The sequence below is a fragment of the Azohydromonas aeria genome (assembly GCF_009760915.1).
GTDB lineage: Bacteria > Pseudomonadota > Gammaproteobacteria > Burkholderiales > Burkholderiaceae_C > Azohydromonas > Azohydromonas aeria.
In genome coordinates this window covers 61,139-74,367 of record NZ_VIDQ01000018.1, presented here as the reverse complement: position 1 = coordinate 74,367, position 13,229 = coordinate 61,139, and the positions used below count along the sequence as shown (strand labels likewise).

At 70.5% G+C, this 13,229-nt stretch carries 13 protein-coding genes and 1 other RNA gene; 6 read left to right on the top strand and 8 right to left on the bottom strand.

The annotated features are described in order from the left end of the window. Positions 1-92: 92 nt before the first annotated feature. A complete protein-coding gene (locus FJ694_RS13245) occupies positions 93-602 on the bottom strand; it encodes a DUF2231 domain-containing protein (RefSeq protein WP_157267711.1) in 510 nt (169 codons plus the stop codon). 205 nt (positions 603-807) lie between these two features. Here FJ694_RS13245 and FJ694_RS13240 point away from each other — a divergent pair, with 205 nt between their 5' ends. After that, positions 808-1,650 carry a L,D-transpeptidase gene (locus FJ694_RS13240; protein ID WP_198320819.1) on the top strand — a complete coding sequence of 281 codons (843 nt, stop codon included), beginning with the start codon at positions 808-810 and terminating at the stop codon, positions 1,648-1,650. A gap of 108 nt (positions 1,651-1,758) precedes the next feature. Here FJ694_RS13240 and FJ694_RS13235 read toward each other — a convergent pair whose 3' ends face one another. Beyond that, entirely contained in the window at positions 1,759-2,367 is a 609-nt protein-coding gene (locus tag FJ694_RS13235; protein WP_157267710.1) for a hypothetical protein, read from the bottom strand. Positions 2,368-2,525: 158 nt separating this feature from the next. Beyond that, the gene (locus FJ694_RS13230) at positions 2,526-2,948 is read right to left on the bottom strand and encodes a cupin domain-containing protein (RefSeq protein WP_157267709.1); all 423 of its coding nucleotides are present in this window, start codon (positions 2,946-2,948) and stop codon (positions 2,526-2,528) included. A 122-nt stretch (positions 2,949-3,070) separates the two neighbouring features. Here FJ694_RS13230 and FJ694_RS13225 point away from each other — a divergent pair, with 122 nt between their 5' ends. Beyond that, complete coding sequence (locus FJ694_RS13225) at positions 3,071-3,847, top strand: SDR family oxidoreductase (RefSeq protein ID WP_157267708.1); 777 nt, start codon at positions 3,071-3,073, stop codon at positions 3,845-3,847. 28 nt (positions 3,848-3,875) lie between these two features. On the opposite strand, the gene FJ694_RS13220 is transcribed toward FJ694_RS13225, so the two are convergent. From FJ694_RS13220 to ompA, 5 genes are all read right to left on the bottom strand, one after another. Beyond that, positions 3,876-4,754 (bottom strand): mechanosensitive ion channel family protein, encoded by an 879-nt coding sequence (locus FJ694_RS13220; protein WP_157267707.1) that lies wholly within the window; start codon positions 4,752-4,754, stop codon positions 3,876-3,878. Positions 4,755-4,987: 233 nt separating this feature from the next. Next, positions 4,988-5,347, bottom strand: a transfer-messenger RNA (tmRNA) gene (ssrA, locus tag FJ694_RS13215). 21 nt (positions 5,348-5,368) lie between these two features. Further along, positions 5,369-6,034 (bottom strand): phosphoglycolate phosphatase, encoded by a 666-nt coding sequence (gene gph, locus FJ694_RS13210; RefSeq protein ID WP_157267706.1) that lies wholly within the window; start codon positions 6,032-6,034, stop codon positions 5,369-5,371. A gap of 44 nt (positions 6,035-6,078) precedes the next feature. After that, a complete protein-coding gene (gene ubiG, locus FJ694_RS13205; RefSeq protein ID WP_157267705.1) occupies positions 6,079-6,783 on the bottom strand; it encodes a bifunctional 2-polyprenyl-6-hydroxyphenol methylase/3-demethylubiquinol 3-O-methyltransferase UbiG in 705 nt (234 codons plus the stop codon). A 105-nt stretch (positions 6,784-6,888) separates the two neighbouring features. After that, positions 6,889-7,548 (bottom strand): outer membrane protein OmpA, encoded by a 660-nt coding sequence (ompA, locus tag FJ694_RS13200; RefSeq protein WP_157267704.1) that lies wholly within the window; start codon positions 7,546-7,548, stop codon positions 6,889-6,891. 288 nt (positions 7,549-7,836) lie between these two features. Here ompA and gyrA point away from each other — a divergent pair, with 288 nt between their 5' ends. The 4 genes from gyrA to pheA are packed head-to-tail and all read left to right on the top strand — an operon-like array spanning position 7,837 to position 13,228. Continuing rightward, a complete protein-coding gene (gene gyrA / locus FJ694_RS13195; protein ID WP_157267703.1) occupies positions 7,837-10,470 on the top strand; it encodes a DNA gyrase subunit A in 2,634 nt (877 codons plus the stop codon). Further along, positions 10,470-11,030, top strand: a complete 561-nt coding sequence (locus tag FJ694_RS13190) for a DUF2059 domain-containing protein (RefSeq protein ID WP_157267702.1) — start codon at positions 10,470-10,472, stop codon at positions 11,028-11,030. The genes gyrA and FJ694_RS13190 overlap by 1 nt, the downstream gene beginning before the upstream one ends. Positions 11,031-11,034: 4 nt before the next feature. Further along, complete coding sequence (serC, locus tag FJ694_RS13185; protein ID WP_157267701.1) at positions 11,035-12,135, top strand: 3-phosphoserine/phosphohydroxythreonine transaminase; 1,101 nt, start codon at positions 11,035-11,037, stop codon at positions 12,133-12,135. Then, complete coding sequence (gene pheA / locus FJ694_RS13180; protein WP_198320818.1) at positions 12,128-13,228, top strand: prephenate dehydratase; 1,101 nt, start codon at positions 12,128-12,130, stop codon at positions 13,226-13,228. Before serC ends, pheA begins: the two co-directional genes overlap by 8 nt. Position 13,229 lies beyond the last annotated feature (1 nt).

Sequence of the window (13,229 nt, the reverse complement as noted above, 5' to 3'; positions counted from 1 at the left end):
CGGTGGGCTGGGGCCGGGGCCGCAGCCCCGGCGCTTTACCTGCCTTCCGGTAATTCCTTCACAGCCGCCCCCGCAAGGGGGCGGCGCCGTTTTCAGCGGCCGCGCTGCGGCGCGTGGTCGCGGCCCGGGCCGCTGTCGCGCAGCGAGCTCTCGGCGTCGAGCCCGGCGCGGTCGGACACGCCCACGCCCAGGCGGCTGACCAGCTCGCCGCCGAGCCAGGCCGTCACCAGCGTCAGCGCCCCCGCGGCGAAGGACAGCACGAAGGCGCTGCTCTGGGGCGACTCCGGCGCGCCGCGGCGCAGCAGCCAGCTGCCCAGGAACAGCCCCATCACCACCAGGTTGCCCACGCCGTGCAGCAGCCCGACGCGCTTGGCGCGCGTGCCGCTGGGGATCGCCAGCCAGTCGATGGTGCCGAAGGGCGCCGCCACCAGCCCGGTGAGCAGGCCCACGGAGATCAGGCAGTAGGACACGAAGGCCATCGTGCCGTTGCCGCCGACCAGGTAGACCAGGTCGAACAGCAGCGCCGTGGCCAGCAGGCCCAGCGGGAAGGCGATGAGCTGCTGGTGCACGGGATGCCCCAGCAGTCGGGCGCGGCTTTCCATGGCGAGACTCCTTCGGCGCCGTGGCGCCTGGCGGGTGGATGACGGGTGAACGTGCGCCGCCGCAGCCGTTTCGCGAAGTCCGAGAGAGGGCCCGGGCGGTTCGACGCCGCAGTCGCAATCGGGATGCCGAGGTCGCGGGGTGTGCCGACCCTGCCGGGAACCGGCCTTGCTGACGCCCGGACAGCAACATGGCGGGAGTACGGCCTTGAAGAAGAGCGGGCAAGCGTTGGCATTGCTGGCGGGCGCCGGGCTGGCTGCAGCGGCGACGGTGATGCTGTGGGGAGACGGCGGCAGCGGAAGGCTGGACGGTGGCACGCCGGCAATCGTGGCGGCCCCCGAAGCCCAGGCACCCCTGGAGGTGCCGCCGGCGCCGGCCGCTGCCGCGCTGCCGGAGGTGCCGGCGCTACCAGAACTGCCGGAGTTGCCGCGCCAGGCCGACTTCGGCACCCAGGCGGCCGCGGCCGAGGTGCGCCGCGTCGCCGACTGGGCGCTGAGCTCCGGCGACACCGAGCGGCGGCCCTTCGTCATCGTGGACAAGCGCCGGGCGCGGCTGTACGTGTTCGAGTCCGGCGGCCAGTTGCGCGGCGCCTCGCCGGTGCTGCTGGGCTCGGCGCGCGGCGACGACACGGTGCCCGGCATCGGCGACCGGCCGCTGGAGCAGGTCCGGCCGCACGAGCGCACCACCCCGGCCGGGCGTTTCCAGGGCGAGATCGGGCGGAACCTGCGCGGCGAGGACGTGCTGTGGGTGGACTACGACGCCGCGGTTTCCATGCACCGCGTGCTCACCACCGACCCGGCCGAGCGGCGGCTGCAGCGCCTGGCCAGCCCGGGCGTGCGCGACAACCGCATCTCCTATGGCTGCATCAACGTGCCCACGGCCTTCTTCGAGCAGGTGCTGATGCCGGTGAGCCGCGCCGGCGCGGCGCCGGTGGTGTACGTGCTGCCCGAAGTGCGGCCGCTGCGCGAGGTGTTCCTGAAGTTGCCGCCCGCGTCCGCGCCGGCGCTGGCGCAGGTGGCGCACGGCGGCGGCGCCCGGCACCAGCCCTGAATCGACAGCCGGATTGCCACGAAAAAAGGACCGCCGGCGGCGGTCCTTCTGGTTGAGCCGGCGACGAAGGCCCGGCTGCGGGCCCTCCTCGCGTGGCGGCTGTGCCGGTCAGTTGCGGTCGGCGCGCGCCGCGCGCGAGCCCGTGCCGCTCATGTCGCTGCCGCTGCCGTAGCTGCTGCCGGTGCTGCCCATGGAGCCCGAGCCGGTCGTGCCGGTCGTGCCCGTGCCGCCGGACATGTTCGAGGACGAGGAGCTGTTGCTGCTGCTCATCGAGCCGGTCGTGCCCGGGGTGGCCGACATGCTCGACGACGACGTGCCGCCGGCACCGGTGGTGCTGCCGCTGGTGCCCATGCTGCTGCTGCTGCCGCTGGGGGCGTTGTTGCCCATGGTGCCGGAGTTGGTGCCCTGGTTGCCGGAGGTGTTGTTGCCGGTGACGCCGGTGGTGCTGGAGCCCGTGCCCGAGCCCATGTTGCCGGAGCTGGAGCCGCTCATCGAGGAGCCACTGCCGGTGGTGCCCGTGCTGCCCGTGCCTGCGCCGGTGACGTTGGGGCTAGTGGCGGTGTTGGGGCCGGTGGGCGCCGGCACGCCCGGCGTCGCGTTGCCCATGCCGGTGCTGCTGGGGCTGTCCGTCGTGCCCGAGGACTGGGCGTGGACGAAGCCGGTGGCGGCGGCGGTACAGAGGGCGGCGGCCAGAAGGCTCTTGCGGACGATGCTCATGTGGTGAACTCCTGTGTGGGTGAAGCCGACGCCGCCGTGCGCTGGGGCGGAGCCTTCCGCCCCGCGCCATCGGACGTGCCGTCGTGGCTTCCGGGGAGTTGGCAACGCACGTGCCCGGTGCATCGGGACGGCGTGCCATGCACCGTCCGCGCGCAGCCTCAGCCGCGCACGAACAGCGTCACCAGCGCCTCGTCGCCCAGTGCGCGGCTGCGGTGGCCGTGCACCGTCGGGTCGAACGTTGCGCCTTCGGGCAGCGTGTCGGCCGAGTAGAAATGCTGGCCCGGACCGAACACGCGCGTGCTGCCGTCCTGCAGCCCGATTTCCATGCGCCCGGCCAGCACGAACAGCCATTGCGGCTGGCCGGTGCAGTGGAACTCGCTGCGAAAGCCCGGCGGGCTCTGACGCAGCTGCAGCGCGCCCGCGGGCAGCGGCGCGGACAGGCGCGACGCGGGCGTGCCCTCGGTCAACGCGATGGGCCGCTCGCGAAAGCGCGCGCGGCCGTCGGTGTCGGTGAAGAGCTCGACCTGCGTGAAGACGGGCGGGGAGCCGGATGCGGCGTCGGGGGTGGAGGCGGTGTTCATCGGCCCGATTGTGGCCGGCTGCGCCGCTCCAGCCCGGCAGCGCGCCGGTGCTGCCGCATACTGCGCGCCCCGCCGCGGCAGCGCGCCGGCGGCTCGCAACCACGACAACGCTGGAGACTCCCATGCAAAACGTTCCCCACGACAAGGTCGCGCTGGTCACCGGCGCGGGCAGCGGCATCGGCGCGGCCTGCGCGCAGGCGCTGCTGCGCGACGGCTGGCGCGTCGTCTTCGCCGGGCGCCGGCTGCCCGCGCTGGAACAGGCCATCGCCGCGGCAGGCGACCCTTGGGGCGACATCGATGCGCGCGCGCTGGCCGTGAGCGCCGACGTGAGCGACGCCGCGGCCGTGCAGCGCCTCTTCGACACGCTGCAGCAGCGCTTCGGGCGGCTGGACCTGCTGTTCAACAACGCCGGCGTGTTCACGCCGGCCACGCCGGTGGACGAGTTGCCGCTGGAGCAATGGCAGGCGGCGGTGAACGTGAACCTGCACGGCCCCTTCCTGTGCACGCAGCACGCCTTCCGGCTGATGAAGGCGCAGTCGCCGCGCGGGGGCCGCATCATCAACAACGGCTCGATCTCGGCGCACGCGCCGCGGCCCTTCTCCGTGCCCTACACCACCACCAAGCACGCCATCACGGGCCTGACCCGCGCCGCGGCGCTGGAAGGGCGCGCCTTCGACATCGCGGTGGGCCAGATCGACATCGGCAACGTCGCCACCGACATGACCGAGCGCATGGCCGCGGGCGTGCTGCAGGCCGACGGCAGCGTGCGGCCCGAGGCGCGCATGGGCATGGACGCGGTGACGAGCACCTTCCTGGCCATGGCGCGGCTGCCGCTCGAAGCCAACGTGCTGACCATGACCGTGATGGCCACCGGCATGCCGTACGTGGGACGGGGCTGAGGGCGGCGCGCCCCGGGGAAATGCCCGCTCAGGCAACCGCGGTCGCGCTGCTGGGCGTGCCCGTGCCGGCCGGCGTGGCGCCGGGCACGGGCAGGGCCACGGGCTTCTGGCCCATGAGCACGTGCGCCTCCGGCACCGGGTAGCCGGCGGCGCCGAAGGTCTCGCTGATGACGCGGTTGGTGTCGAAGTAGACCTGCCAGTAGTGGTCGGTGTGGGTGTAGGGCCGCACCGCCAGCCGCGTGCCGCGCTCGTTGAAGTCGATGATCTCGACCGTCGGCGCGGGGCTCTTCTCGACGTTGGGGATGGTCATGAGGGCGGTGCGCAGCCGCGCGATGGCGTCCTGCGGATTGACCGAGTGCGCCAGCTGCGCCTCGCGGTCCACGCGCCGCCAGGTGCTGGCGGAGTAGTTGGAGATGGTGTCACCGAAGATCTTGCCGTTGCCCACGAAGGTGGTGACGTTGTCGGGCGTGAGGATGGTGCTGGCAAAGAGGCCGATCTCGGTGACCGTGCCCTCCACGCCGCCGACCTTGACGTAGTCGCCGACCTTGAAGGGCCGCAGCACGATCAGGAAGGCGCCGCCGGCGAAGTTCGACAGCAGCCCGGCCCAGGCCGCGCCGATGGCGATGCCCGCAGCCGCCAGCAGCGCGGCGAAGGACGTGGTCTCGACCCCGAAGTAGCCCAGGATCGCCACGACCAGGATGACGTTGAGCGTCACCGTCACGGCGCTGGCGAGGTAGCGCAGGATGGTCGGATCGACCTTCTGCCGCGTCGCCGCGGCCGACACCAGCCGCACCGCCAGCGCGATCAGGTACCGGCCCACGATCCACACCACGATGGCACCGGCAGCCTTGAGCGCGAAGCTCGTGAGCTGCACGCTGGCCACGTCCCACATGTTTTCCCAGTCCATTTCCGCTTCTCCGACGTAGTTGCACAAGAAGACCGCGGCAGTGCTGAAGTGCCCGGTAGCAGGCTTATGCGAAGCGAGGCCAGGGCGCGACAATCCCTAGAAGGTAAGAAAGCGTTGAAAACGTTGCGCAGGCACCGCGCGCACCGCCCGCTGGCGTGCGCCGAGCCCGGGCCGCCGGGGACACGGGCAAGAAAAAACGCCCTGCCGCTTGCGCAGCAGGGCGTCTTTGGGATTGGTGGAGCCGGGGGGAATTGAACCCCCGTCCGCAAGCCATCACCGGACAGTTCTACATGTTTAGCTGACTGATTTGAGTCTCGCCCCGCAGGTCGCGCAGCAGCACGCTACCTGTGGAGCCAGTCACTTGATCTCAGCCCGCACCGAGTGACCCGGCGCGAACCCAGCCAATGTGAATGACCTCTCAGCCCTTGCGGGCCCGGCCCATTGGCCAACCGTTGAGAGGCTCACCGGTGTTAAGCGGCGAGAGCGAAACGTTCGTCGTTCGCAGTTACTTTGTTCCAGTGGATTTACGAGCGAACTGGTGCTCGACATGCCCTGCGCCGGATCCGCACCCACGTCGAAACCGGGTCGGCCCCTTTGCTGAGGTAGACCGCATTTTAGGCCAGCCGAAGCCATTTCAAGAGTTGAAAGGGCTTTTCAATCACGGCATCGGCGCCCCATGCGTCAATCGGCTCGCGCTCGCCCAGGTAGCCCCAGGCGGCGGCCAGCGTGGCCATGCCCGCGGCGCGGCCGGCCTGCACGTCGCGCAGGTCGTCGCCGATGTAGACACAGTCCCGCGGCGCCACGCCTGCGCGGCGTGCCGCCTCCAGCAGCGGCTCGGGATGGGGCTTGGCATGCGCGGTGGTGTCGCCGCAGATCACCACGGCGGCGCGCTCGCGCAGACCCAGCCCCTGCACCACCGGCGCGGTGAAGCGCTCGTGCTTGTTGGTGACGATGCCCCAGGGCAGCGCAGCGCGCTCCAGCGCCTGCAGCACCAGCGCCATGTCGGCGAACACGGCGGTGCGCTGCAGCAGGCCCTGCTCGTAGCGCTGCAGGAATTCGTCGCGCAGCGCCTCGAAGCCTTCCTGGCCCGGCGCGGTGCCGAAGGCGGCGCCGACCATGCCGCGCGCACCGGCACCGACCATCGGGCGCAGCCGCTCGTAAGGCACCTCGGGAAGTCCCCGCGCGGTGCGCATGGCATTGGCGGCACCGGCCAGGTCGGGAGCGCTGTCGATGAGCGTGCCGTCGAGATCGAAGAGAACGCAACGAATTGAAGGCGTCATGTGGACTGCATCAGGGCGCGTACGGCGGACTGGGCGTCCAGGGCTCAGGCCACCGGCCTGCGCAGCGCGAAGAGGTAGTTGACACTGGTGTCGTGCGTGAGCGCATAGCGGCGCGTGAGCGGGTTGTATTCGAGCCCGCGCGTGCGCTGCAGCTCCAGCCCGGCATCGCGGCACCAGCGCGCCAGCTCGCTGGGGCGGATGAACTTCTCGTACTCGTGCGTGCCGCGCGGCAGCAGCTTGAGCACGTACTCCGCGCCAACGATGGCGAACAGGAAGGCCTTGGCGTTGCGGTTGAGCGTGGAGAAGAAGACCCAGCCGCCGGGCTTGACCAGCGCGGTGCAGGCCGCCACCACCGACTCCGGCGCGGGCACGTGCTCGAGCATCTCCATGCACGTGACCACGTCGAAGCGAGCGGGCATCTCGGCGGCCAGCGCCTCCACGGCCACTTCGCGGTAGTCCACGCCGTGCACGCCGGACTCCAGCGCGTGCAGCTGTGCCACCTTCAGCGGCTTGGTGGCCAGGTCGATGCCCAGCACCTGCGCGCCGCGCTGCGCCATGGATTCGGCCAGGATGCCGCCGCCGCAGCCCACGTCGAGCACCTGCCTGCCCGCCAGCGGTGCCAGCGAGTCGATCCACTGCAGCCGCAGCGGATTGATCTGGTGCAGGGGACGGAATTCGCTTTCGGGATCCCACCAGCGGTGGGCGAGCTCGCTGAACTTGGCCAGCTCTTGGGGGTCGGCGTTGATCATCCCGGAATGGTAGCCCTCGGAAAGCACAAACCCCGCCGAGGCGGGGTTTGCGAAGACCGCAGAAGACCGTCGTGACGACCGATCCGCTGCGGTAGATACAGCCGATCAGCGGCCGGCGGCGCGGGTGCCCACCACTTCGATTTCCACGCGGCGGTTCTTGGCGCGGCCTTCGGCGGACCTGTTGTCGGCCACGGGCTGCTTCTCGCCCTTGCCCTCGGTGTAGACGCGGTTCTTCTCGATGCCCTTGCTCACCAGGTAGGCCTTGACGGCCTCGGCGCGGCGCACCGACAGGCGCTGGTTGTAGGCATCGGTGCCGACGGAGTCGGTGTGACCCACGGCGATGATGACTTCCAGGTTCACGCCACCGGTCTTGCTCACCAGGTCATCGAGCTTGGCGCGGGCATCGGGCTTGAGCACGGCCTTGTCGAAGTCGAAGAACGCGTCGGCGGCGTAGGTGACCTTCTCGCTCACCGGGGCAGCCGGCACGACCGGGGCAGCCGGGGCCGGAGCGGGCGCCGGGGCCGGGGCGGCCACAGGAGCCGGAGCGGCCGGGGGCGCCGGCGGCTTCAGCGCGCCGTCGCACTGCTGGGAAGCCGTGGCCGGCGTCCAGGTGGAGTTGCGCCAGCACAGTTCGTTGGTGCCGTTCTTGACGACCGTGCCGTCCGTGGCACGCCAGTTGTCGACCGTCTGGGCAAACGCGCTCGACAGCGGGGCAGCAAGCGCGGCGGATGCAAACAGCACCGCCACGGCGTTCAGTTTCTTCATTGATTCTCCTCTCAAGGAAAGCCGCAGGACTCTGCGAAACGTCCGAATCGGAAGCAAGAAAACCCGGCAAACACCCGGTCTCGCGAGCGATCACCACCGACGACCCATTGTGCCATCGGGGCTTCTTGACCGACCCATTTTGGCCCGGGCACCCCGGCGCGGCGCCTGCCCCTGTTGCGCGGCTGCTACAGGCCGCGCCGCTTAGAATCGCCGATTGCCGCTGCTTCACGCGGAGCCGGCCGTGCGCGCCTTTCGCCGCGCGCCCTGACGCCGCGCCCTCATTTCCCCATGACCCAGTTCGCCAAGGAAACCCTGCCCATCAGCCTCGAAGAGGAGATGCGGCGCTCGTATCTCGATTACGCCATGAGCGTGATCGTGGGCCGTGCCCTGCCCGACGCGAGGGATGGCCTCAAGCCCGTGCACCGGCGCGTGCTCTACGCCATGCACGAGCTCAACAACGACTGGAACCGCCCGTACAAGAAGTCCGCGCGCATCGTCGGCGACGTCATCGGTAAGTACCACCCGCATGGCGACAGCGCGGTCTACGACACCATCGTGCGCATGGCACAGGACTTCTCCCTGCGCCACATGCTCGTGGACGGCCAGGGCAACTTCGGCTCGGTCGACGGCGACAACGCCGCGGCCATGCGCTACACCGAGATCCGGCTGTCGAAGATCGCCCACGAGATGCTGGCCGACATCGACAAGGAGACCGTCGACTTCGGCCCCAACTACGACGGCTCCGAGAAGGAGCCGCTGGTGCTGCCCACGCGGCTGCCCAACCTGCTAGTCAACGGCAGCGCCGGCATCGCCGTGGGCATGGCCACCAACATCCCGCCGCACAACCTCAACGAGGTCGTGGACGCGTGCCTGCTGCTGCTGGGCCGACCCGAGGCGACGCTCGACGAGCTCATGGAGATCGTCCCCGCGCCGGACTTCCCCACCGCCGGGATCATCTACGGCCTCGCCGGCGTGCGCGAGGGCTACCGCAGCGGCCGCGGCAAGGTGGTGATGCGCGCGCGCTGCCACTTCGAGGACATCGGCAGGAACGGCGAGCGCCAGGCCATCGTCGTCGACGAGATCCCCTACCAGGTCAACAAGAAGACGCTGCTGGAGCGCATCGCCGAGCTCGTCAACGACAAGAAGATCGAGGGCATCAGCCACATCCAGGACGAGTCCGACAAGTCCGGCATGCGCGTGGTCATCGAGCTCAAGCGCGGCGAGGTGCCGGAGGTCGTGCTCAACAACCTCTACAAGCAGACGCAGCTGCAGGACAGCTTCGGCATCAACATGGTGGCGCTGGTGGACGGCCAGCCGCGGCTGTGCAACCTCAAGCAGCTGCTGGAGATCTTCCTGGAGCACCGGCGCGAGGTCGTGACGCGGCGCACCGTGTACGAGCTGCGCCGCGCGCGCGAGCGCGGCCACGTGCTCGAAGGCCTGGCCGTGGCGCTGGCCAACATCGACGACTTCATCGCCATCATCAAGGCCGCGCCCACGCCGCCGCTGGCGCGCACGGAGCTCATGGCGCGCAGCTGGGACTCCTCGCTCGTGCGCGAGATGCTCGCGCGCGCGCAGGCCGACGCCATCGGCGGGCGCGAGGCCTTCCGCCCCGAGGGGCTGCCCTCGCACTACGGGTTGCAGCCCGATGGGCTGTACCGCCTCTCCGACGAGCAGGCCGGCGAGATCCTGCAGATGCGGCTGCAGCGCCTGACCGGTCTGGAGCAGGACAAGATCATCGGCGAGTACAAGGAGGTGATGGCCGCCATCGCCGACCTGCTCGACATCCTGGCCAAGCCCGAGCGCGTGACGGCCATCATCGGCGGCGAGCTGCAGGCGGTGCGCACCGAGTTCGGCCAGACCAAGGTGGGCGCGCGGCGCTCGACCATCGAGCACAACGTGCAGGAGCTCGGCACCGAGGACCTGATCACGCCCACCGACATGGTCGTGACGCTGTCGCACACGGGCTACATCAAGAGCCAGGCGCTGTCCGAGTACCGCTCGCAAAAGCGCGGCGGACGCGGCAAGCAGGCGGCGCAGACCAAGGAAGACGACTGGATCGACCAGCTCTTCATCGCCAACACGCACGACTGGATCCTGTGCTTCTCCAACCGCGGGCGCGTGTACTGGCTCAAGGTCTGGGAGGTGCCGCAGGGCGGACGCGCCTCGCGCGGCAAGCCCATCGTCAACATGTTCCCGCTGCAGCCCGACGAGAAGATCACCGTCGTGCTGCCGCTCACGGGCGAGTTCCGCACCTTCCCCGCGGACCACTACGTGTTCATGGCGACCGCGCTGGGCACGGTCAAGAAGACGCCGCTCGACGAGTTCAGCAACCCGCGCAAGGCCGGCATCATCGCCGTGGACCTCGACGAGGGCGACTACCTCATCGGCGCGGCGCTGACCGACCGCAAGCATGACGTGATGCTGTTCTCCGACGGCGGCAAGGCGGTGCGCTTCGACGAGAACGACGTGCGCCCGATGGGCCGCAACGCGCGCGGGGTGCGCGGCATGGCGCTCGAAGCCGGGCAGAGCGTGATCGCGCTGCTGGTGGCCGAGGACGAGAGCCAGAGCGTGCTCACCGCCAGCGAGAACGGCTTCGGCAAGCGCACGCCCATTGCGGAGTACACGCGCCACGGCCGCGGCGGCAAGGGAATGATCTCGATGCTGCAGAGCGAGCGCAACGGCAAGGTGGTGGCCGCAACGCTGGTGCGCGAGGCCGACGAGATCATGCTCATCACCGACCGTGGCGTGCTGGTGCGCACGCGCGTGTCCGAGATCCGCCAGCTGGGCCGCGCCACCCAGGGCGTGACGCTGATCGCGCTGGATGACGGCTCCCGCCTGGGCGGCCTGCAGCGCATCGTCGAGAACGATGCCAACGTGGACAACGCGGCCGCCCCCGAGGCCGGCGAGGAGAACAACTCTTGATGTGGAAGACGATCGCGCTGGCCGCGGCGCTGACCGTGGCCGGCGGCACCGCGCAGGCGCAGAGCAAGAAGGACCTGGTGCAGAAGGCGGTACAGCTGCAGCAGCAGGGCGCCGAGAACCTGGGCCGCAACGTGGCCGTGCAGACCGCCAACCGGGTGCTGGCCGCCGTCGCCCCGGCGCTGCAGGCGGTGCCGGCCGACAAGCGCGAGGCCACGGCCAAGGACATCCAGGCCGAGGTGCGCAAGTTCCACGACGAGATCGAGCCGACGCTGCGCAAGCGCGCCGCGGAGCTGGCGCCGGCCACGCTCGGCCCGGTGCTGGAGTCGCGCTTCAGCGAGGACGAGCTCAAGACGCTCATCGCCTGGCTGGAGTCGCCGGTGGCGAAGAAGTTCGAGCAGGCCACGCCCGAGATGCAGCAGGCCCTCACGCAAAAGCTCGTGGCCGAGACCAAGGCCGGCATCGAGCCGCGCCTCCAGGCGCTGGAGGGCGCCCTGCGCAAGCGCCTGGAGGCCGGCGGCGCCAAGCCCGTCCAGCCCCCGGCCAGCGCACCCAGGAAGTGAGGCCATGAAGCAGCGTCCCTACAACTTCTCCGCCGGCCCCGCGGCGCTGCCGGCCGAGGTGCTGGCGCAGGCCGGCGCCGAGATGCTCGACTGGCACGGCAGCGGCATGGGCGTGATGGAGATGAGCCACCGCGGCAAGGAATTCATCTCGATCGCCCACCAGGCCGAGGCCGACCTGCGCCGGCTGCTGGCGGTGCCGCCCAACTTCCACATCCTGTTCATGCAGGGCGGCGGGCTGGCCGAGAACGCCATCGTCCCGCTGAACCTGTCGGGCGGCGCGGCGGCGGACTTCGTCGTCACCGGCAGCTGGTCGCAGAAGTCGCTCAAGGAAGCGAAGAAGTACTGTGACGCGCAGCTCGCCGCCAGCAACGCGGCCGCCGACGGCAGCCACACCACGCTGCCCGACGCGGCCACGTGGCGGCTGCGGCGCCAGGCGCGCTACGTGCACGTGTGCAGCAACGAGACCATCCACGGCGTGGAGTTCCACGCCCTGCCCGACCTGAAGAGCCTGGGCAGCGATGCGCCGCTGGTGGTGGACTGCTCCTCGCACATCCTCTCGCGCACCATCGACTGGTCGCGCGTGGGGCTGGCCTTCGCCGGGGCACAGAAGAACATCGGCCCGGCCGGGCTGACCCTCGTCATCGTGCGCGAGGACCTAGTCGGCCATGCCCTCCCCGCCTGCCCCTCGGCCTTCGACTACAAGACCGTGGCCGAGCACGGCTCCATGTACAACACGCCGCCAACCTACGCGATCTACATCGCCGGGCTGGTGTTCCAGTGGCTGCAGCGCCAGGGTGGCGTGGCCGAGATGGAGCGGCGCGCCATCGAGAAGGCGCAGCTCCTCTACGGCGCCATCGACGCCTCGGGCTTCTACAGCAACAAGGTGGACGCGGCCTGCCGCTCGCGCATGAACGTGCCCTTCTTCATGCCCGACGACCGGCTGTACGCGCCTTTCCTCGAAGGCGCGGCCGAGCGCGGGCTGCTGCAGCTCAAGGGCCACAAGTCCGTCGGCGGCCTGCGCGCCTCCATCTACAACGCCATGCCGCTCGAAGGCGTGCAGGCGCTGGTGTCCTACATGACCGAGTTCCAGGCCCGCCATGGCTGACGATTCACTGCCCCAAGACCTGCCGGGCCTGCGCGTGCGCATCGACGCGCTCGACCGCGAGCTGCTGGCGCTGATCAACCGCCGCGCCGCGCTGGCGCAGGCGGTGGGCGAGATCAAGAAGAAGGAAGGCTCGCCCGTGTTCCGCCCGGAGCGCGAGCAGCAGGTGATCGAGGGCCTCAAGGCCGTCAACCCGGGGCCGCTGAAGAATGAGAGCCTGGCGCCGATCTGGCGCGAGCTGATGTCGGCCTGCCGCGCGCTGGAGACGCCCACGCGCGTGGCCTTCCTGGGCCCGGCGGGCACCTTCAGCGAGGAGGCCGCGCTCAACTACTTCGGCAGCTCGATCGTGCGCGTGCCCTGCGCCAGCATCGACGAGGTGTTCCGCGCCACCAGCGCAGGCTCGGCCGACTTCGGCGTGGTGCCGGTGGAGAACTCCACCGAGGGCGCCGTGGCGCGCTCGATGGACCTGTTCCTGACCACGCCGCTGTCCATCGTGGGCGAGACCAGCCTGCTGGTGCGCCACAACTTGCTGCGCCTGCGCGAGGACACGGAGGGCATCCAGGCCGTGTGCGCGCATCCGCAGGCGCTGGCGCAGTGCCACGAATGGCTGTCGCAGCACCTGCCCGGCGTCGAGCGCCGCCCCGTGGCCAGCAACGCCGAAGGGGCGCGGCTGGCGGCGCAGGACGCGTCGCTGGCCGCGCTGGCCAGCGTGCGCGCGGGCAACGAGTTCGGGCTGCACCTGGTGGCGCCCGGCGTGCAGGACGACCCGCTCAACCGCACCCGCTTCGTGATGGTGGCCGACCCGCAGCGCCAGGCCCTGCCCGGCCCTTCCGGCCTGGACTGCACCAGCCTGGTGGTGGCGGTGCCGAACCAGCCCGGCGCGATGCACGACCTGCTGGTGCCGCTCAAGGACGCCGGCGTGTCGATGAGCCGCTTCGAGTCCCGCCCGGCGCGCTCGGGCCAGTGGGAGTACTTCTTCTACATCGACCTGCAGGGCCATCCGCAGGACGCGCACGTGGCGCAGGCGCTGCAGGCGCTGCGCGCGCAGTGCAGCTTCTTCAAGCTCCTCGGCGGCTACCCGCTGGACCGGCACTGAC